15 protein-coding genes, 3 tRNA genes and 1 rRNA gene are annotated in these 19701 nt (G+C 59.7%); 4 read left to right on the top strand and 15 right to left on the bottom strand.

Going from position 1 to position 19701, the window contains the following annotated elements:
- Positions 1 to 163 precede the first annotated feature (163 nt).
- The 11 genes from H2515_RS02995 to H2515_RS02945 form a co-directional block, all read right to left on the bottom strand.
- Positions 164 to 239 (bottom strand) — tRNA-Ala (locus tag H2515_RS02995).
- A gap of 3 nt (positions 240 to 242) precedes the next feature.
- Positions 243 to 319: transfer RNA gene (locus H2515_RS02990), tRNA-Ile, on the bottom strand.
- A gap of 45 nt (positions 320 to 364) precedes the next feature.
- Positions 365 to 1900 (bottom strand): 16S ribosomal RNA (locus H2515_RS02985).
- Positions 1901 to 2025: 125 nt separating this feature from the next.
- Positions 2026 to 2102: transfer RNA gene (locus tag H2515_RS02980), tRNA-Met, on the bottom strand.
- Between the two features lie 157 nt (positions 2103 to 2259).
- The gene (locus H2515_RS02975) at positions 2260 to 3303 is read right to left on the bottom strand and encodes a L,D-transpeptidase family protein (protein WP_198660895.1); all 1044 of its coding nucleotides are present in this window, start codon (positions 3301 to 3303) and stop codon (positions 2260 to 2262) included.
- Positions 3300 to 3533 (bottom strand): Rho-binding antiterminator, encoded by a 234-nt coding sequence (locus tag H2515_RS02970; protein WP_035193977.1) that lies wholly within the window; start codon positions 3531 to 3533, stop codon positions 3300 to 3302. The genes H2515_RS02975 and H2515_RS02970 overlap by 4 nt, the downstream gene beginning before the upstream one ends.
- Before the next feature lie 4 nt (positions 3534 to 3537).
- Complete coding sequence (gene serS / locus H2515_RS02965) at positions 3538 to 4803, bottom strand: serine--tRNA ligase (RefSeq protein ID WP_035193975.1); 1266 nt, start codon at positions 4801 to 4803, stop codon at positions 3538 to 3540.
- Positions 4796 to 6127, bottom strand: coding sequence for a replication-associated recombination protein A (locus H2515_RS02960; protein ID WP_198660894.1), 1332 nt, complete (start codon positions 6125 to 6127; stop codon positions 4796 to 4798). Before H2515_RS02960 ends, serS begins: the two co-directional genes overlap by 8 nt.
- 27 nt (positions 6128 to 6154) lie before the next feature.
- Positions 6155 to 7222, bottom strand: coding sequence for an OmpP1/FadL family transporter (locus H2515_RS02955; RefSeq protein WP_065412479.1), 1068 nt, complete (start codon positions 7220 to 7222; stop codon positions 6155 to 6157).
- A gap of 17 nt (positions 7223 to 7239) precedes the next feature.
- Positions 7240 to 7932, bottom strand: coding sequence for an outer membrane lipoprotein chaperone LolA (gene lolA / locus H2515_RS02950; protein ID WP_198660893.1), 693 nt, complete (start codon positions 7930 to 7932; stop codon positions 7240 to 7242).
- Positions 7904 to 10201, bottom strand: coding sequence for a DNA translocase FtsK (locus H2515_RS02945; RefSeq protein WP_176712538.1), 2298 nt, complete (start codon positions 10199 to 10201; stop codon positions 7904 to 7906). The genes lolA and H2515_RS02945 overlap by 29 nt, the downstream gene beginning before the upstream one ends.
- Positions 10202 to 10463: 262 nt before the next feature.
- Between H2515_RS02945 and trxB the strand changes: the two genes are divergently transcribed.
- Complete coding sequence (gene trxB, locus H2515_RS02940) at positions 10464 to 11432, top strand: thioredoxin-disulfide reductase (RefSeq protein ID WP_035193967.1); 969 nt, start codon at positions 10464 to 10466, stop codon at positions 11430 to 11432.
- A gap of 5 nt (positions 11433 to 11437) precedes the next feature.
- Positions 11438 to 12013 carry a Smr/MutS family protein gene (locus tag H2515_RS02935; RefSeq protein WP_035193964.1) on the top strand — a complete coding sequence of 192 codons (576 nt, stop codon included), beginning with the start codon at positions 11438 to 11440 and terminating at the stop codon, positions 12011 to 12013.
- Positions 12014 to 12035: 22 nt separating this feature from the next.
- Here the strand turns inward: H2515_RS02935 and H2515_RS02930 are convergent, their stop codons facing one another.
- From H2515_RS02930 to ispD, 4 genes are all read right to left on the bottom strand, one after another.
- Positions 12036 to 12512: a heavy metal-responsive transcriptional regulator gene (locus tag H2515_RS02930; protein WP_198660892.1), complete on the bottom strand. Its 477-nt coding sequence runs from the start codon at positions 12510 to 12512 to the stop codon at positions 12036 to 12038.
- 77 nt (positions 12513 to 12589) lie between these two features.
- Positions 12590 to 13678: a tRNA pseudouridine(13) synthase TruD gene (gene truD, locus H2515_RS02925; RefSeq protein ID WP_198660891.1), complete on the bottom strand. Its 1089-nt coding sequence runs from the start codon at positions 13676 to 13678 to the stop codon at positions 12590 to 12592.
- Entirely contained in the window at positions 13671 to 14150 is a 480-nt protein-coding gene (ispF, locus tag H2515_RS02920) for a 2-C-methyl-D-erythritol 2,4-cyclodiphosphate synthase (protein ID WP_035193958.1), read from the bottom strand. The genes truD and ispF overlap by 8 nt, the downstream gene beginning before the upstream one ends.
- A 3-nt stretch (positions 14151 to 14153) precedes the next feature.
- A complete protein-coding gene (gene ispD, locus H2515_RS02915; RefSeq protein ID WP_065412432.1) occupies positions 14154 to 14867 on the bottom strand; it encodes a 2-C-methyl-D-erythritol 4-phosphate cytidylyltransferase in 714 nt (237 codons plus the stop codon).
- Between the two features lie 154 nt (positions 14868 to 15021).
- Between ispD and mfd the strand changes: the two genes are divergently transcribed.
- Positions 15022 to 18471 (top strand): transcription-repair coupling factor, encoded by a 3450-nt coding sequence (gene mfd, locus H2515_RS02910; protein WP_198660890.1) that lies wholly within the window; start codon positions 15022 to 15024, stop codon positions 18469 to 18471.
- The gene (gene serB / locus H2515_RS02905; protein ID WP_198660889.1) at positions 18468 to 19586 is read left to right on the top strand and encodes a phosphoserine phosphatase SerB; all 1119 of its coding nucleotides are present in this window, start codon (positions 18468 to 18470) and stop codon (positions 19584 to 19586) included. Before mfd ends, serB begins: the two co-directional genes overlap by 4 nt.
- Positions 19587 to 19701 lie beyond the last annotated feature (115 nt).

Here is a 19701-nt window from a genome sequence, read left to right as displayed (position 1 = left end):
AAGAACAAACTAGCTCACCCTTAACGCATGAGCAGTGATCAATATCCCTTTCAATCCCAACGACCCTTGAAAATGATATTCAGCACTACACACTAAAATATAACTACCCCTCTACCTCCCCCTCAGCGACCAGCCCGCGCTCTTTGCGGGCCTTCTCTCCCTGTGGTGGAGCTGACCGGTCTCGAACCGGTGACCCCCTGCTTGCAAAGCAGGTGCTCTCCCAACTGAGCTACAGCCCCATTTGGTGGGCCCAAGTGGACTCGAACCACTGACCTCACGATTATCAGTCGTGTGCTCTAGCCAGCTGAGCTATAGGCCCAATTCCTTACCGAGTGGCGTGTGTGGGGTCTAGACCCTTTTCTTTAAAGGAGGTGATCCAGCCGCAGGTTCCCCTACGGCTACCTTGTTACGACTTCACCCCAGTCATAAACCATACCGTGGTAACCGCCCTCCCGAAGGTTAGGCTAGCCGCTTCTGGTACAATCTACTCCCATGGTGTGACGGGCGGTGTGTACAAGGCCCGGGAACGTATTCACCGCGGCATGCTGATCCGCGATTACTAGCGATTCCGACTTCATGCAGTCGAGTTGCAGACTGCAATCCGAACTACGACGCGCTTTCTGGGGTCTGCTCCACCTCGCGGTTTGGCGTCCCTCTGTACGCGCCATTGTAGCACGTGTGTAGCCCTGGACATAAAGGCCATGAGGACTTGACGTCATCCCCACCTTCCTCCGGTTTGTCACCGGCAGTCTCCCTAGAGTGCCCGGCCGAACCGCTGGCAACTAAGGACAAGGGTTGCGCTCGTTGCGGGACTTAACCCAACATCTCACGACACGAGCTGACGACAGCCATGCAGCACCTGTGTTCCGATTCCCCGAAGGGCACTCCCGCATCTCTGCAGAATTCCGGACATGTCAAGCCCAGGTAAGGTTCTTCGCGTTGCATCGAATTAAACCACATGCTCCACCGCTTGTGCGGGCCCCCGTCAATTCCTTTGAGTTTTAACCTTGCGGCCGTACTTCCCAGGCGGAATACTTATCGCGTTAGCTACGACACTCAGTACGCTAGGTACCAAACATCTAGTATTCATCGTTTAGGGCGTGGACTACCAGGGTATCTAATCCTGTTTGCTCCCCACGCTTTCGTGCCTCAGCGTCAGTATTGGGCCAGGTGGCCGCCTTCGCCACTGATGTTCCTCCAGATCTCTACGCATTTCACCGCTACACCTGGAATTCCACCACCCTCTCCCATACTCTAGTTCGCCGGTTTCTACCGCCATTCCCAGGTTGAGCCCGGGGATTTCACGACAGACCTAACGTACCGCCTACGCACCCTTTACGCCCAGTGATTCCGATTAACGCTTGCACCCCCCGTATTACCGCGGCTGCTGGCACGGAGTTAGCCGGTGCTTCTTCTTGGGTTCACGTCAACAGCAGCTCGTATTAGGAACCACCTTTTCGTCCCCCACGAAAGGACTTTACAACCCGAAGGCCTTCTTCATCCACGCGGCATTGCTTCGTCAGGGTTGCCCCCATTGCGAAAAATTCCCCACTGCTGCCTCCCGTAGGAGTCTGGGCCGTGTCTCAGTCCCAGTGTGGCTGGTCGTCCTCTCAGACCAGCTACTGATCGTCGCCTTGGTAGGCCTTTACCCTACCAACTAGCTAATCAGACGTAGGCTCTTCTCTTAGCGCGAGGTCCGAAGATCCCCCGCTTTCCCCCTCAGGGCTCATGCGGTATTAGCCCAAGTTTCCCTGGGTTGTCCCCCACTAAAAGACAGATTCCTACGCATTACTCACCCGTCCGCCACTCGTCAGCACCCGAAGGCCTGCTACCGTTCGACTTGCATGTGTTAGGCATGCCGCCAGCGTTCAATCTGAGCCAGGATCAAACTCTCTCGTTCAATCCATCTTAAAACAATACTGCTCAGGGTAATCATCAGTGCATAAACACCAATAATACCCCTGGGCCTAAACCCCACACATCTCCACTCGGTTGGTAAAGAACAATACTACGTACTGCGAATCTTGGTAGCGGGGGTAGGATTTGAACCTACGACCTTCGGGTTATGAGCCCGACGAGCTGCCAAGCTGCTCCACCCCGCAACAGGGTCTGTAACTATATCAGGTGATCTACTTTACTGTCAACGCCAACATATTTGCTGCTCTCTGTGGGGCTCGCTGCCCTGCCGAGAGGACGAACTATACACGGGGGTATGGGGGCACGCAAGGGCTTTTTTGCCTCTGGAGATGCGGCGCCTGTTCAGGTCGCTGGGCTAGCGGCGGGGGTCGGCACGGGGGGCGGCGTCGCGGTGTTGGCATCGTCACCATAGGGCGCAAAGTCATAGGGTTGGTGAGGCAACTGGGCAACTACCGCGGACAGAGTCGGGGCGTTGATATTAATAGCTGTGGGTATGGTGTTAGGCTTTTCTACCAGATCGATGACCTGCTGCCAGTTAATCGTCCATCTTTGCTGGACCTGCTTTTCAAAGAGACTGACAGCATCGACTGCGCGTTGTTGAGGGTTGCTGCCTTTGTTATAGGCTTCTATGGGTACGAAACTTTGCAGGTAGAGCTGGCCGTTCCCATTTGTGCCGACGACATAAGGTTGATCAATGGTCGTCACCGGGGTGCCCACCTTTACCATCTTGAAGAGTTGCACTTCATTTTCGGGATAGACATGGAAGCAGCCGTGGCTGACCCGCATACCCACACCCCAGGGTTTATTGGTGCCGTGAATGAAAATTTGCGACCAGCCCGTTTCCAGCGCCAGTTCACCCATAGGGTTGTCGGGGCCGGCGGGGAAAAACGCAGGTATGGGTTCTCCGGCTTTGGCGTGCTCTTCCTGTATGTTTTTAGGCACCGTCCAGGTGGGGTTTTTGACCTTGGCAATGATCCGCGTGCTGCCTATGGGGTCAGGCCATTTTGGGCGGAAAATGCCCACCGGGAAGGTGTAGACCATATTCTGACCGGCGGGGAAATAAAACAGGCGGCGCTCCGGGATATTGATGATGATCCCCGTCCACGGCTTGGGAGGGAGAATATATTGGGTGGGAACCAGCACGTGGGTTCCCGCGCCGGGAAGCCAGGGGTCGACGCCAGGGTTCGCGGCGCGGATTTCGTTATAGCCAACATCGTAGTGGCGGGCGATATCAAGCAAGGTATCCTGATGCCGGGCGATCACCACCTGAAGTTGTCCGACCATGTTGCTGCCAGCCGCGGGCAGAGCAAATTGCGCTGCGCTCGCAGCGCTGGAAAGCAACATTGAAAAACCGGCAAGGAGACTGGGGATAATGGGATATTTCATGGTGCAGTATCTTCCTGGACTTGTTGAATATGGGTAAGATCAATCTCGACATCACCGTCGGACTGGCGCAGACGCAGCCATTCCCTGCCCTGCGCGGTCCAGACGTCGAGAACAATGCCAGCTTGCCATGTGCCATCCGCCAAGTGCAAATGCAGTGGACGACGCTGCATCGCGGCCAGCTCTAAGGCGCTGTGCAGTGCGCAACTCACCGGTTCGCTGGTCGAGTGCACGGGTTCAGGCCTTAACGACGTCCATCCCGCCGAGGTAGGGACGCAAGGCGGTAGGAATTTGGATAGTGCCATCGGCTCGCTGGTGATTTTCCAGGAGGGCGACCAGGGTGCGGCCGATGGCGAGGCCGGAACCATTGAGGGTATGGGCGAGCTGTGGCTTGCCCTCTTCTGTGCGGTAGCGTAGCTGCAGGCGACGCGCCTGAAAGCTTTCGAAATTGCTGCAGGAACTGATTTCCCGGTACTGATTCTGGCCCGGCAGCCAGACTTCGAGGTCATAAGTCTTGGCAGCGCTGAAGCCCAGATCCCCCGCGCAGAGGGCTATCACCCGGTAGGGTAGCTCCAGAAGTTGCAATACCTTTTCGGCGTGGGCGGTAAGTGTTTCGTGGGCGCGGACGGAATCTTCGGGACGGACAATCTGCACCAGCTCCACTTTGTCGAACTGGTGCTGGCGGATCATGCCACGGGTGTCGCGCCCATAAGCTCCCGCTTCGCGGCGAAAACAGGGGGTGTAGGCGCAGAAACATTGCGGCAGGGTACCGACAATCTCACCGCGCAGAAGGTTGGTGAGCGGCACTTCGGCAGTGGGGATCAGGTAATAGGGGTCGTCTCTTAAAGCGAAAAGGTCTTCTTCAAATTTGGGGAGCTGCCCAGTGCCAAAGAGGGAATCGGCGTTGGCGAGCAAGGGCGGCGCAATTTCGCAGTAGCCGTGTTCCGTCGTATGCAAATCCAGCATGAATTGCGTCAGGGCGCGCTCAAGACGGGCACCAAGGCCGCGCAACACCACAAAGCGGGCACCAGCGAGGCGGGCGCCCGCCGCGAAATCAATAATACCCAAGGCCTCGCCCAGATCGACATGGTCGTGGGGAGAGAAATCGAAGGCGCGGGGCGTGCCCCAGTGACGCAACACCACATTGTCCCTTTCATCGCGGCCATCGGGCACTGAATCCTGCGGGATATTGGGCAGGTTGCTGGTCAGACTCTCCCATTCAGCAAGGATGCTTTCCAGAGATTGCTCCAGGGTCTTGATCTCCTCACCGTGCTGCGCCGCCGCGGTCTGCATCGCGCTGGTATCGAGCCCCTGACGGCGCACCTGGCCGATCTGTCTGGAGGCCTCATTGCGGGCGTTGCGCACTTCTTCGAGCTGAATCTGCAGGGTTTTACGCTGCTGGTCGAGGGTGCTCAGGGCCGTCACATCCAGAGTGAAGTGACGACGGGCGAGGCCTGCGGCTACTTTTTCTGGTGCGCTGCGCAGCAAGCTGGGATCAAGCATGAGGTTTCTTCTCTCCGACCGGTTGACGATGAGCATTTATCCAGCGTAAACGTTCCTGGATACGGGCTTCCAGACCACGGTCACTGGGCTTATAAAAATGGATCTGACGCAGGCCGGGAGGCAAATAATGCTGCTCCGGGGCGATCGCGTCGGGATAGTCGTGATCGTATTGATATTCCTTGCCATAATCCAGTGTTTTGAGCAGCGCCGTGGGCGCATTGCGCAGATGGAGGGGCACTTCCGCACTACCACCCGCCTTGACGGCGGCGCGCACCGCATTCCAGGCATCGTAGATGCGGTTACTTTTAGGGCAGCTGGCGAGATAAACCGTGGCTTGCGCGAGGGCCAACTCCCCCTCGGGCGAGCCGAGAAAGGCGTAGGCGTCCTTGGCGGCGAGTGCCATCTCTATAGCCCGCGGATCAGCGAGGCCGATATCTTCAGAAGCCATGCGCACCAGACGGCGGGCGAGGTACAAGGGGTCGGCGCCGCCATCGAGCATCCGCGCCAGCCAGTAGAGGGCCGCGTCGGGATCGGAACCGCGCAGCGACTTGTGAAAGGCGGAGATTTCGTCGTAAAAGGCTTCACCGCCCTTGTCGAAGCGTCGCCAGGATTGACCGCTGGCTGCGGCGACGATGTCGGCAGTGATTTGTGTTTTACCCGCCTGTACCGAGGCCAGTTGTACCGCGAGGTCCAGCAGATTGAGGAGACGACGGGCATCGCCGTCGGCGGCAGTCAGCAAACCCTTGCGGACTTCCGGGGACATCTCTATCACCAGATTACCCAGACCGAGCACACTATCAGCAAGGGCGTGATCGAGCACCGTGCCGAGTGCTTCACCAGTCAGCGCTTTGAGAACGTAGACGCGCGCCCGGGACAGCAGGGCGTTGACCAGGGCGAAGCTGGGGTTCTCCGTCGTTGCGCCGATAAGGGTCACGACGCCTTCTTCCACATGGGGCAGCAGGGCGTCCTGCTGGCTTTTGTTGAAGCGATGAATTTCATCAATGAAGAGGACCGTGCCCCGGCCCAGGGACTGGGCGGCCTCGGCGCTGGTGACGGCAGCGCGGATTTCTCGTACCCCGCTGTTGACGGCAGACAGAATCTGGAAGTGCTGGCCAGCCGCATGGGCGAGGAGTTGCGCCAAGGTGGTTTTGCCACTGCCCGGCGGACCCCAGAGAATCATGGAGTGCAGGTGCCCGGCCTGCACCATGGCCCGCAATGGACCGCCCTTGCCGAGCAGATGGTTCTGCCCGACGTAGGCGTCCAGCGTCTGGGGACGCATACGGGCCGCCAGTGGGCGAGGGTCGCTACCGGGCAATGCGGCCATGGGCATTCGGCGCGGGCAGCCTATCCCTTAAAAGTCTCGGGAAATGGCGGCGCCGAAGTTGAGGGTGCTGGCTTTGTAGGTGCCGGGAAACCTGTGATTATACGAAGAGGTGTTACCGGAAATAGCATACGAGGCACCCAAATCATAATGCCACGGGCCCAACCCTATACCGACGCCAAAAGAGGCCAGATTACTGCTGGCCGTGGGTACGGCTGCCTGAATACTGGAACCACTGGTGGGACTGCCCTCATGGGCGAGCCCACCGCGGAGCTCAAGATCCTGGTTCAGGTGATAGCTGAGCCCGATACGATAGGCCATGGTGGACTTCCAGCCGAGGCTACCATAGCCGGGCAACTGGGCGTTGCTCCAGTCATTCCAGTCCACATCCAGTTCGGTAGCAAAGCGCGGGGTGAAGCGATAGCGGACACCTGCCTGCACGCGACTGGGCAGGTCAACACTGCCACCGCCTGAAGAAATGCTGGCCGCCGAGCGGTAACTGAGTCCCGCATTGAAGCGCTCCGTGGTGTAGAAAAGCCCGACGTTACCACCGACACCCCCACCACTACCGGAGTTAGGGCCAAAGGTTGCGCTCAGCGTCTGGTAATAATCCAGGCCCACGCCGACACTCAGATTGGGGAATAGCAAATAGGCAACACCCGGATTCACATCAATGATCTGCAAATTATTTTTCCACTGCGTAGCACCAAAAGTCCCGGCAGACCAGGTGTTGTTGGTGTTGAAGGGCGAAGTGATACCAAGACCAACCGCCAGCGGGAGGTCATTAAAACGATGGGTCACAAAGAGATTAGGCAGAATCTGCATATTGCTGCTGGCGTCGTACGTGACATTGTTGTTATCCATTGTGTAAGTAGGGTGCGTCGCGAGAATATCCAGGCCCACCCGCGTACCCGGGAAGAAGACCATGTCCGCAGGATTATCGGCAAAGCTGCTGACGGGCCCGCCATCGGCTACCGTGGCACCCGCTTCCGAGAGTCCCACCACGGAGGTCGGCGCGGCAAAGCCTGCGGCATGGGATTGCGCAGCCACTAACAGGCCGAGGGCAACGAGAGCGAGACGGGTCTTCAAAGCCAACATGCAGTACTCCAGAAAAATTATTGCGAGAGAACATCCACACCGGCTGGCGGAGTGAACTGAAATTCCTGCGCCGAAATGGGGTGATTGAATTTAATATGTGTAAAGCGAAGGACGGTCTGTTGCTGAAACGCATCTTCCATGCGCATCTGGCGCAGGGCACCCTGCGCATCAAAACCCATGCGCAGATCCGTGAAACCTTGATCCTGACCGGTTTTAGGATGGAGCAGGAGCCAATGGAGACCGTCTTTTTGACCCAGGTCGGTGATCTTGAAGCGCTGGCTGAGGTCATCGTTGCCAGCGATCAGCGCCGCCGGAGTCGATCCGAGGGCTTTGCCAAGAGGCTGTACCGTGGCCTGTTCCAGAGCAGGTTCGTAGAGCCAGACTTTCTTACCATTGGAGACAATGGTTTGCCCGTTCTTACCGCTATAGTCCCAGCGGAATTTGCCGGGACGGGAGATCCACAGCTTACCGCCAGCACGCTTGACGATCTGACCGTCATGGTTGGCCACTTCCTGGCTGAACTGGGCCGTGATGGTGTGGGTTTTCTGGAAAAAATCCTGCAACATCGCCAGGCCCGTGGCAGCGGCCACATACTGGATACCGCCCAAGATCAGTAGTGGCACCAAAAACCAGCGCGCCAAACGTAAGGCCGGTAATGGGCCGCGCATAAAGCGCAAATAGTCAGTCCCGACCGGGCGGTGCTGCTGCATAAATCTCTCTGCTCCCGTTACTTTGCAAGGAACCGACCACACCTACCCGCTCCATCTCTTCGATCATGCGGGCAGCCCGATTATAGCCCACCTTAAGTTGCCGCTGCACGTAGGAGATGCTCGCTTTGCGACTGCTGGTAACGATGGCCACCGCCTGATCATAGAGCGGATCGGCATCCTCTCCGCCTTCGCCGTCCACGCCATCACCATCGCCACTCTCATTGCCTTGCAAAATACGTTCGTCGTATTGGGGCGCGCCCAGCTGACGCAGGGACTCCACCACACGGTGTACTTCCTCATCGCTGACAAAGGCCCCGTGCACCCGCACCGGGTAACCGGAGCCGGGCGGTAGATAGAGCATGTCGCCCTGGCCCAGCAAGGTCTCCGCCCCCATCTGATCGAGGATCGTACGCGAGTCGATACGCGACGAAACCTGAAAAGCAATACGGGTGGGGACGTTGGCCTTGATTAGACCGGTGATCACATCCACCGAAGGACGCTGGGTCGCCATAATCAGGTGCAGACCGGCTGCCCGCGCTTTCTGGGCCAGGCGGGTAATCAAGGTTTCCACCTGTTTACCAACCACCATCATCAGGTCCGCAAACTCATCAATGATCACCACGATAGCAGGTAGCACGCTCAACGCGATGGGCTCGCCATCCATATCTTTATCCGGACCCGGCAGGGGATGCCCCGAGGCTACCGCTTCCCGCACTTTCTGATTATATCCGGCGAGGTTGCGCACTCCGGCAAAGGCCATGAGCTTATAGCGCCGCTCCATCTCCGCCACACACCAGCGCAAGGCGTTCGCGGCCTCCTTCATATCCGTTACCACCGGCGCCAGCAGATGGGGGATGCCTTCATAGATGGACAACTCCAACATTTTGGGGTCCACCATGATCAGGCGGACTTCATCAGCGGTCGCCTTAAAGAGAATACTGAGAATCATGGCATTGACGCCCACAGACTTGCCGGCGCCGGTGGTTCCGGCCACCAGCAGATGGGGCATCTTCGCCAGATCGGCGGACACCGGCTGGCCACCGATATCCTGACCCAGTGCCAGCGTTAAATGGCTTTTGGTCTGGGTAAAACTGTGACTGGAAAGCACCTCGGAGAGACGCACCGTGCGCCGCTTCAGGTTTGGCACCTCGATGCCCATGGTGGCCTTACCGGGAATGGCTTCCACCACGCGCACCCGCGCCGCCAGCACGCGCGAAAGGTCTTTACTGAGACCCGCGATCTGGCTGACTTTGACCCCCGGTGCCGGCTCTATTTCAAAACGCGTAATCACTGGTCCGGGATGAGCCGCCACCACGGTTGCCTGCACCCCGAAGTCGGCCAGTTTTTCTTCCAGCATGCGCGACTGCTGCGCCAGCACTTCGGGCTGCAACTGGGAACTGGGGTCTTCCGCATCTGCCGGATCGAGCAGGGCAAGATCGGGAAGACCATCAGCGCGCGGCGGCCCTACGGGTGCGGGCAATGGTAGCTGTCGACTGCCTTTAACAACGGCCTGAGTCGACGCTGATCCGCGCTTTTTGGTGGAGAAGAAGCTCGGCGCTGCTGCCGGAGATGTCTTTTGCACAGCAGGCGCCAGCGTCGTAATCAGCACAGGGGCCGCCACCCGCCGCCGCAAAGGCCAGCGCAGGCGCGGTCGTGGCAAAGAGAAATGCAGAGCGCTGATATGTGCCGCCATCGCACGTGGTCCCAAGCCAGTGAGCAGAAACACACCGAGCACAAACAGCAGCAGAAAGAGCAATACACTACCGCCCACGCCGATAAAAGGCTGAGTATGGACACTGATTTCCTGCCCGAGGATACCGCCCGCGCCGTCTCCGGCAATGGGCCACCACGCCGCGGGCCAAGTCAGCGCGAGGAAGCTGGTCAGACCCAGCGCGACGGCAACAGCGCCCAAAGGGGCCGCCCAGCGTCCTGGATGCTGACGGAACCAACATCGCCATAGCTGCCAGGCCCACACGCCCAGCATCACAGGGAGGAGCCAGGCGATCATGCCAAAAACCTGTACCAGAAAATCAGCGAGATAGGCGCCAGTTTCGCCACCCCAATTGTGCACCTGGGCACCTTTACCACTATTAAACCAACTGGGATCGGAGGGGTGAAAACTGAGCATGGACATTGCCATAAAGGCCGCCACCGCGATCAACAGCAGCAGCAGCGCCTCGCGGCGCCACGGTTTGACGCGCGACAGTTGAACCGGCTTTGCAGGGGCAGGCCGGGAGCCTCGGGACACATTACGGGCAGTGGAACTCATACCGGGCACGCTAAACGACCCCTGCACGGGTGTCAAGGAGATGCCGGGAAAGAAAGGCAAAGAAATGCTATTGTTAGCCGCTTCTAATGGTTCAGAAGCAGGCGTTTATTTCGCGCTATCCGATATCACATCAGGACGGGAGGCAGGGACGGCAGCGTGGAAATGGTGTTAGACTTTTCTCTAGCAATTTCGCATAAGTCCGGGCGGGTTCGCCGTGTGCGCAGCTCGTCCGATACCGTTCTCTTCTGGCAGCGAGGTACCCATGAGCGATCCGAAAAGTGTCATCGATGAAAAACATTGCCGTTTACTCATCCTGGGCTCCGGCCCCGGTGGTTATACGGCCGCTATTTACGCTGCGCGCGCCAATCTGAACCCGACACTGGTACAAGGCATGGAGCCCGGCGGCCAACTGATGACGACCACAGACGTGGATAACTGGCCTGGTGCGGCAGACGGTATCATGGGCCCGGAACTCATGCAGGAACTGGAAAAACAGGCACGCCGCTTTGATACCGAGGTTCTGTTTGACCACATTCATAGCGCAGACCTGAGTCAACGGCCCTTTCGCCTCAGCGGAGACCAGCATTGTTATACCTGTGATGCGCTGATTCTCGCTACCGGTGCTTCTGCCAAGTACCTGGGTTTGCCCAGTGAAGACCAGTTTCGGGGCAAGGGTGTCTCCGCCTGTGCGACCTGCGACGGATTTTTCTATCGCGGGCAGGCCGTTGCCGTGGTCGGTGGTGGCAATACTGCGGTAGAAGAAGCCCTCTATCTCAGCAATATTGCCAAGCATGTAACGATCATCCACCGGCGTAACCGGTTCCGCGCCGAAAAAATTCTGCAGGACAAGCTCATGAGCAAGGAGAATGTCACCATTATCTGGGATCACTCTGTGGACGAGGTGCTGGGTGACAACTCCGGGGTCACCGGCTTGCGGATCAAGCATGTAGAAAACGGCAGCACCCAGGACCTGATGCTGATGGGGGTGTTCGTTGCCATCGGCCACCAGCCCAATACCAGCATCTTCAAGGGACAACTGAAAATGGACGAAGCGGGTTACCTGGTCACTCGCGGCGGGCGCGACGGCATGGCAACAGCCACCAGCATTGCCGGTGTGTTTGCCGCGGGCGATGTGCAGGACTCTGTCTATCGCCAAGCAGTAACCAGCGCGGGTAGCGGTTGCATGGCGGCGCTGGACGCAGAGCGTTGGCTGGAGCAGCAAGAGGACTAAAGCACATGAGGCGGCGGCCACATGAGCCGGAGAAGCAAGAACCGGTGACCGATGCAGAAGAAGCCGATTGCTTTCTGCGGGCGGTGGCTGATGTCCGGCCCCTGCCAGCCCCGCCACCTCCCCCACGTCCTGTACCACCACCGCCCTTACCGCTGCAGCGGCATCAGGATGAGCTGGCCGTTCTCGAAGTACTGGGCCACGGCCTGAACGGCGATGAAGTATTGGAATCCGGAGACGAGTGGCTTTATTTGCGATCCGGACTATCTCCGGCGCTGCTACGGGACTTGCGCCGGGGACGGTTCCGGATTCAGGAGCGGCTCGATCTGCACGGCTGTACCGTAGAAGAGGCGCGCACTGAACTGGCGGCATTTTTGCGGGAAGCGCGGCAATGGCGCTGGACGTGCATCTGCGTCATCCATGGCAAAGGACTGGGATCTCCTGGTCGTGTTCCCGTCCTGAAAAGACTGGTGGGCGGCTGGCTGATGCGTCACCAGGAGGTGCTGGCCTTTGCGCAGGCTCGCCCGGAAGAAGGGGGCAGCGGTGCATTGCGTGTTCTGCTGGGCTGGCCGCGTCGACGATAAGCGCCAACCCAACGAAGCACACTCAGCTCTGCGCCACGGTGCAGGGCGGCTGGCTAACCCGCCGCCCCCCGCGTTCCCGAACAGGCATGGCACCTTCTGCGTCGGTCAGGGAAGCCAGGATTGGGCAGTTTGCAACAGAGCCGTGACCGGGACAGCACTCAGTCTGCTGCGCAAGGGCTGTGCGCATCCGTTGCAAATCAGCGATTTTGAAATCAATTTCGGCAAGCTTTTGCTCGGTAAGGGCTTTGACCTCACCCATATCATTCTCGACACGGCTACTGATATCCAGCAAATCCTTCACCTCTGCCAGAGAAAAGCCGAGATTCTGGGCACGCCGGATAAAACGCAGCCGGGATTCCGCCTCACCATCGTACAGGCGATAGTTGGACCGGGTCCGCTGCACCGGCTGGATGAGTCCAATCCGCTCGTAATAACGCAAAGTCTCTGCGGCGAGTCCGGCCTCACGCGCCAAACGACCAATAGTCACTGGGGTTTGCATATATACGTCCATCCGCTTAATAGAGCTTTAATAAGCACACACTATGCGCTCAAGTAATAGTGTCCATTGTAAGGCACCTAGTCAACACCAAGGTCAAACCGCCGTACATCAGCCATTTCCTGGCCGAAAAGGCCCTCCACACAGCTCGTGGCAAAGACTCCGGCGGGGAGGAAAAAGCTCAGGACAAGGGTCTGTGCATCCTGCCAGTAGCTGGTCAGGGTCTCGGGACGCGCACGCAAGGGACGCCGGGCGGCATCCAGGCCCTGTTCCGCAAGGCGCTGTGCCCAGTGCAGCCCATCGTCTGCTGCACCAGCGATAATGGGTCCGGCACTCAGGGCTGAGCTCTCTAGCACAAGGGCGGCGGCAGTCGGCGCCAATCCACCGCGACCCGGTAAAGGGCCGGTAGGATGCAGGTCCCAGTCAGCGGCGCGCGCCTGCAAATCAGGCAGGTCGCCGTCTACCGCCAAGAAAATGCTGTGTGAGCCCGCCAGTTGCACAACTTCACCCGGCAAAATCTGCGTCCAGTTCGCTTGCCGCACCCGTTCAGCGAGGACCAGATTGAACAGGGCAGCGCGGGCGGCGGACCAGAGCAGGCCACGCCGATGACGGTCTATCCGCATCGGCTGCCCGGATAGCAGTCGCGCGGCTTCCTGCAAATTACGATGCCCGAAACGCTGAGCACCGAAATAGTTGGGGAACCCCTCCTTCATGAGACTTTGCAGGCGGGCGTCCCAGAGACTGCATGCTCCCGTGGTAGCGCGCAAAACGAGCTGGAAGTGATTACCACGCAATACGCCGCGACGCAATTTACGGTCATGGCGGCTGATTTGCTGAAAGTGCAGGCTGCCCTCTTCCAGGCTGGCCCAGTCCGGATCGGGCCCCGGCGTGACTGGCACCGTAAAACTCTGCCGGGTAATGGCATGGCGATCCTTGAGACCAGCAAAGCCCACATCGCGCACCGCCACACCCGCACAGCGCGCCAGGCGGCTGGCCACATCCTGGGTATTGAGGCCGCGCTTCTCCACCACCAGCCAGTGGTGAGCGCCTGAACCAGATGCGGTAAAGGGCAGCAGTTCCGTGACCTGAAAGTCTTCCGGAGTCTGTCGCAATTCGGCGCCGAGCAGGCCGCCCTCTGCGGGATAGATGCGCGGCGGACTTTCAGACATGCTGAATCAGAACGACGGCATGGGCGGCAATGCCTTCACCCCGACCGGTGTAGCCCAATTGCTCGGTAGTAGTCGCTTTGATATTGATCGCATCAAGCTCCACGGCGAGGTCAGCAGCAATATAGGCGCGCATCTGCGGGATGTGAGGTGCCAATTTAGGACGCTGACAGACGATGGTCGCGTCCACATTACCCACCGAAAAACCTTTTCCCTGAACCAACTGATGGCAATGCCGGAGCAGGAGCCGGGAATCTGCGCCCGCGAAACGGACGTCGGTGTCGGGAAAATGGCGACCGATGTCGCCCAGGGCAGCCGCCCCCAGCAGGGCATCGCAGATGGCGTGAAGGAGCACATCGGCATCGGAGTGGCCGGCCAGGCCGAATTTGTAGGGGACCGTCACACCGCCGAGAACAAGGGGTCTACCCGTCACCAACGCATGCACGTCAAAGCCATGACCAATACGCAGTTGCATGGGTTATCCTTCTTCATCACGCGCCGCGAGAACGGCGGCAGCCAGCACGAGATCATCCTGCAGGGTGACTTTGATATTGTCACCATGTCCATGAATCAAACGGGGGCGCCAACCCTGCCATTCCATCGCCGAGGCCTCATCGGTGATCTGCAGATTCTGTTCGCGCGCCGCTTCCAGAGCAGTCAGCAGGGCGCCAAGGGGAAAGGCCTGGGGGGTGAGAGCACGCCACAACTCCTCACGATCTACGGTACCCACGGAGTGAGCATTCTCAGCGCGCTTCAGTGTATCGGCAACCGGTACGGCGAGAAGCGCGCCCTGGGGCGAATGCGCCAGGCTGTCGAGCAGGAGTAACAGGTCTTCGCGCCGCAGACAGGGCCGGGCGGCGTCATGCACCAGCACCCAGTCGGACACCGCTGCCCCCTGCCGCAGCAGCGCCTCCAGACCGAGGCGCACCGAATCCGCACGCTGAGCACCGCCAGCGACAGGGGACAGGAACGGCTCCTGCATGGGTCCCAGCAACTCCCGCCAGGCTTCGGTCGCAATATCTTCGCCCGGCAGAACCAACTGAATGCCCGCGACACGCGGCTCCCGAAGAAAGGCCGCCAGGCTATGGGCAATGACGGGACAGCCGCGCAGCAGCACGTACTGCTTGGCCTGCGCCGCCCCAAAGCGCTGCCCCCGCCCGCCCGCCGGGATCACCACCCAGACGCGCTCCATATAAACCTCCCGAACATTATGGACCAACACTGCAAACCCGAAGTATCCGCAGTCTTTAGGGAGGGCGCAAGAAAGCGGCGACCCTTTTTTGCAGTTTCCACAGCACCCCTTTACACTATGGCCCTTCAGAGTCCCCACATAAGACCAGATATTCTTGGATCGAAGTCTTTTTCTCGGCACCCCGCCGCGCGCCGGGGCGGCACGCGCATTTAGTCAACTCTACGGTGCCGCGGATAGCTGGCTGGCGGCGCAGATGGCACGCCAGTGGCAGCGTCCGCTGCTGATTCTGCTGCCGAACGCCCGCGACGTGGAGGAATGGCAGCGCGAGTGGCGTTTTTTCGCACCGGACTTGCCAGCGCCACTGATTTTCCCGGACCGCGAAATCCTTCCCTATGATCGCCTGGCGCCGCCGGCAGATGCCGCGGCCACCCGGCTGGCCACCCTTGCTGCTCTGCCGGAATGGCGTGGCGTTTGTCTCGCTCCTCTATCCGCCGTCCTGCAACGCCTGCCACCGCGTAGTTTTCTCGACCAGCACGCTTTTGTCCTCGCCGTGGGTGACCACCTGAGTCCGGAAGGTTTTCGTCAACGCCTGATCGATGCTGGCTATCGCAATGTCAGTGAGGTCTCGGAGGCTGGCGAATTGGCCTGGCGCGGCGGAATCATCGATCTCTTTCCCAGTGGCAGCGCCCTACCCTACCGCATTGAACTCTTCGATACCGTGGTAGAAAGCATCCGCGCCTTCGATCCGGAAACCCAGCGTACCCAGCAAAAGGTCGAGCGGGTCTCTCTGCTCCCGGCGCGGGAGGTACCGGTGGACGCTGCCGCGCTGCAGGAATTTCGCAGCCGGTTCCGCGCCCGCTTCAGCGGTGATCCACAGCGTGCCGAGATTTATCGGACGGCCAACCGCGGGCAGGTCCCGCAAGGGGCTGAACATTATCTCCCGCTATTCTTCCCCCAGAGCAGCCATTTGCTCATGCACTTCGCCAAAGATGGTATCGTCTTTCTGCCCCCCGGCCTGGAGACATCCGCCCGGCACATTCGCCAGGACTGGCAGGAGCGGCATGAGGAGCGGGCCCACGACACGGCTTATCCCATACTGTCCCCCGACGAACTCCTCTTAACCCCCGGTGAATGGGAAGACATCCTGCGCGGCCATGCGCTGGTGCATGGTCAAACGGAAGGCGACGGAGAGCGCCTGCTGACAGCCACCCTACCTGATCTGCACGGCACACCGGAAGCGCCATTGGCCGCGCTCGACGTCTTTCTGCGCCACCTGCCCACAGAGGGCCGGGTCATCCTCGCGGCGGAATCGCCAGGCCGTCAGGAGGCCCTCTCAGAACGCCTCGGCAAAGCGGGGCTGCTTCCTGTCCGTGTCCATGACTGGCCGGAGTTCCTGGCGGGCACAGAACGGATCGCCATCACCGTAGCGCCCCTGGAACGCGGCCTGCTCATCAAGGAAAATGGCCTGGTCAAACTAGCGCTGATCTCCGAGGCGCAGATTTTCGGCGACCGCGTCTTTGCCCAGCGGCGCAGCGCCCATACCCGGCAGCGTAGCATCGAAGGCCTGGTCCGTGATCTCGGCGATTTGCAGCCGGATGACCCCGTCACCCACGAAGAATATGGCATCGGCCGTTTTCAGGGCATGGCCACGCCCTTTGCGGCGCAGGGCGACATCAACGAATACGTGGTCCTGGAGTACGCTAACGGCGATCTCGTCTACGTCCCGGCGGATCATCTGGATCGTATCACCCGCTACGTGGGTAACGGTGCAACGGAGCCGGCGCTCTCTCGTCTGGGCAGCAATCACTGGGATAAGGCAAAAGCCAAGGCGCGGCAGAAGGCGATTGATGCCGCCACCGAGCTGCTGGATATCTATGCCCGGCGCGCGGCGCGCGCCGGGCGGGCCTTTCCCGCCCCGGACGACGCCTACTGGGAATTCGTGTCCCGTTTTCCCTTTGAGGAAACTCCGGATCAGCAGCAGGCCATTGACGCCGTCATTAGCGACATGGTCAGTCCCCACCCTATGGATCGCCTGGTCTGCGGCGATGTAGGCTTCGGCAAAACGGAGGTGGCACTCCGCGCGGCCTTTCTGGCGGCGCACGGCGGTACACAGGTGGCGGTGCTGGTACCCACCACCCTCCTCGCCCAGCAGCATTACAAAAACTTTCAGGATCGCTGTGCCGGACTGCCCCTGCGCGTGGAAGTGCTCTCCCGTTTCCAAGGCGCCAAGGCGCACAAGCAGGTGCTCGCCGCTGTGGCCGCCGGGGAGGTGAATATCCTCATCGGCACCCATCGTCTGCTGCAAAAGGATGTCACCTTCCACGATCTGGGCCTGCTGATTCTCGACGAGGAGCACCGCTTCGGCGTCCGCCAGAAGGAACGAATCAAGGCCCTGCGCGCCGAAGTGGACATTCTCACCCTGACCGCCACGCCGATTCCGCGCACCCTGAATCTCTCCCTCGCCGGTCTGCGCGACTTATCCATCATCGCCACCCCGCCCCAGCGTCGCCAGCCAGTGCGCACCTTTGTCCAGATCTGGGATGACGCAACAGTGGTTGAGGCCTGCCAGCGCGAAATGCATCGCGGCGGTCAGGTGTATTTCTTACACAATGAAGTGCGCGACATTGAGCGCATGGCCACCACCCTGCGCCGCCTGCTGCCCGACGCCCGTCTGCGCGTCGCCCATGGCCAGATGCCCGAAAGCGAACTGGAAGCGGTGATGCTGGATTTTTATCACCACCGCTTCGACATACTCCTCAGCACCACCATTATCGAATCCGGCATCGACAATCCGCACGCCAACACCATCCTCATCAATCGTGCCGACAAATTCGGACTCGCCCAACTCCATCAGTTGCGTGGCCGGGTGGGACGCTCGCATCAGCGCGCCTACGCTTATTTGTTCACCCCGGACCCGCGTGCCATGAGCGACGATGCCCGGCGCCGTCTGGATGCCATCCAGTCTCTGGAGGATCTTGGCGTCGGCTTCGCCCTGGCGAGCCACGATCTGGAAATCCGCGGGGCTGGTGAGCTGCTCGGTGAAGAGCAGAGTGGGCACATGGATGAGATCGGCTTCACCCTCTTTATGGAATGGCTGAACGATGCGGTGGAGGCCATCCGTGCCGGACGCGATCCCCACAGTCTCGAAGATCGGCGCGCCAGCGGCCCGGAAATCCATCTCAACACCCCGGCGCTCATCCCCGACGATTACCTGCCGGATGTACACCTGCGCCTGCAATTCTATAAACGCCTCAGTGATGTGCGCAGCGATACCGCGATCGGAGAAATCATGGTGGAGATGATTGACCGCTTCGGGCCCATTCCTGCACCCACCCGCACCTTGCTCTGCCAGACCCAGTTGCGGCTGCTGGCCACCCAAATCGGCATCGAACGGATCGACGCCGGCCCCGCCGGTGCTCGTCTGCAATTTGCCGCCGAAAATCAGGTGGCCCCTGAAAAAATCATCCAGCTCATCCAGCAGTCCCACAGCATCTATCAACTGGACGGCGAGCATCGCCTGCGCATTCGCCGCGACCTGCCCGACGGCGAAGCACGCTGTCAGGAATTATTGCAACACATTGACCAACTGAGGATTCAATCATGAGCAGCACCCGCCTCGCCATTCTCAGTCCCGCCGCACGCGGCCCCATGAGTCTACCAACCAGCATGGGCCAACTGGTGGCGAGTGTGGAAAGCCACCAGGAAGTTTGGGGCTGCTGGCTGCAAAGCTGGGATTTACCGGTCACCATCAGCGAAATCGCTTTATTCCTTGACGAGCTCGCGCGCCAGGCCCTGCAGCAGGGGCGAGAAGTGATCTGGGCCCCGATGAGCAGCGCTAGCAGCAGTGTCCGTTTGGTGCTTCATGGTAGCGCCCAGCCCGAAGCTTTACGCCGGGCGCTGACTACCCTGCATCTGCAAAATTTCATGCCTGGTCGCATATTGCATTGCCAGAGAGATGACTTGGCGCTGGTCCTGCACGGCCCCGATGGCCCCCTGAGCGCCGCGAACCACAGCCTCATTGAAGCGCTGGAAGGTATTTCTCTGGATGTTGCCGTTACCACGCTCTGGGAAAAGGGCTATTTCCAATTACTGCTGACGGACATGGATTCGACGCTGATCAGCATCGAGTGTATTGATGAAATGGCTGACCACCTGGGTCTCAAGCGCCAGGTGGCTGCCATCACCGAACGCTCCATGGCGGGCGAACTGGATTTTCAGACCTCTCTGCGCGAGCGGGTGCGACTGCTGGCCGGTACACCCGCGAGCACCATCGACACCATTATCCGTGAACGCTTGCAGCTCAGTCCCGGCGCCCGTGAACTGGTGACAGCGGCCAAAGCCCAAGGCGTGGAAGTCGGCGTTGTCTCCGGTGGCTTCACCCAGTTTACCCGCTATCTGCAAGAAACACTGGACCTCGACTACGCCTTTGCCAATACCCTGGAAATCGTCGACGGACAGATTACCGGTCAGATACTCGGCGACATCGTCGATGCCGCCGCCAAGGCCGACATCCTCGACCTGCTGGCCATCAGTCTGGGCACCGATGCCAGTCATTGCATCGCTATTGGTGATGGCGCCAATGACCTGCCCATGATCCGCAAGGCTGGGGTTGGCATTGCCTATCATGCTAAAGCGGTCGTCCGCGCTCAGGCGGATTTTCAAATTCGCTATGGGGGCCTCGACACAGCATCTACCTATCTCGGCTGGGGCAACGGCTGAGATCCACACGCTGATCGTCGCCATTTGATACTTGATTTTGTTTTAGACTATGTCTACCATCAGTCCCATGCAGCACATGCGCGCTTTGATGCCTATCGGCAGTGCTGCCACCACC

Origin of the sequence: Acidithiobacillus ferrivorans, from assembly GCF_016250455.1 — a bacterium.
In the GTDB taxonomy this organism is placed as follows: Bacteria; Pseudomonadota; Gammaproteobacteria; order Acidithiobacillales; family Acidithiobacillaceae; genus Acidithiobacillus; species Acidithiobacillus ferrivorans.
Note: the sequence above shows the minus strand (reverse complement) of the source record. Positions and strands in the feature narration are given on the sequence as shown.

What these genes read in the sequence shown, in the direction of transcription:
- H2515_RS02975 (WP_198660895.1), bottom strand. Translation starts at nt 3,303, where the DNA reads ATGAAATATCCCATTATCCCCAGTCTCCTTGCCGGTTTTTCAATGTTG.
- serS (WP_035193975.1), bottom strand. Translation starts at nt 4,803, where the DNA reads ATGCTTGATCCCAGCTTGCTGCGCAGCGCACCAGAAAAAGTAGCCGCA.
- H2515_RS02960 (WP_198660894.1), bottom strand. Translation starts at nt 6,127, where the DNA reads ATGGCCGCATTGCCCGGTAGCGACCCTCGCCCACTGGCGGCCCGTATG.
- H2515_RS02955 (WP_065412479.1), bottom strand. Translation starts at nt 7,222, where the DNA reads ATGTTGGCTTTGAAGACCCGTCTCGCTCTCGTTGCCCTCGGCCTGTTA.
- lolA (WP_198660893.1), bottom strand. Translation starts at nt 7,932, where the DNA reads ATGCAGCAGCACCGCCCGGTCGGGACTGACTATTTGCGCTTTATGCGC.
- H2515_RS02945 (WP_176712538.1), bottom strand. Translation starts at nt 10,201, where the DNA reads ATGAGTTCCACTGCCCGTAATGTGTCCCGAGGCTCCCGGCCTGCCCCT.
- trxB (WP_035193967.1), top strand. Translation starts at nt 10,464, where the DNA reads ATGAGCGATCCGAAAAGTGTCATCGATGAAAAACATTGCCGTTTACTC.
- H2515_RS02935 (WP_035193964.1), top strand. Translation starts at nt 11,438, where the DNA reads ATGAGGCGGCGGCCACATGAGCCGGAGAAGCAAGAACCGGTGACCGAT.
- H2515_RS02930 (WP_198660892.1), bottom strand. Translation starts at nt 12,512, where the DNA reads ATGCAAACCCCAGTGACTATTGGTCGTTTGGCGCGTGAGGCCGGACTC.
- truD (WP_198660891.1), bottom strand. Translation starts at nt 13,678, where the DNA reads ATGTCTGAAAGTCCGCCGCGCATCTATCCCGCAGAGGGCGGCCTGCTC.
- ispF (WP_035193958.1), bottom strand. Translation starts at nt 14,150, where the DNA reads ATGCAACTGCGTATTGGTCATGGCTTTGACGTGCATGCGTTGGTGACG.
- ispD (WP_065412432.1), bottom strand. Translation starts at nt 14,867, where the DNA reads ATGGAGCGCGTCTGGGTGGTGATCCCGGCGGGCGGGCGGGGGCAGCGC.
- serB (WP_198660889.1), top strand. Translation starts at nt 18,468, where the DNA reads ATGAGCAGCACCCGCCTCGCCATTCTCAGTCCCGCCGCACGCGGCCCC.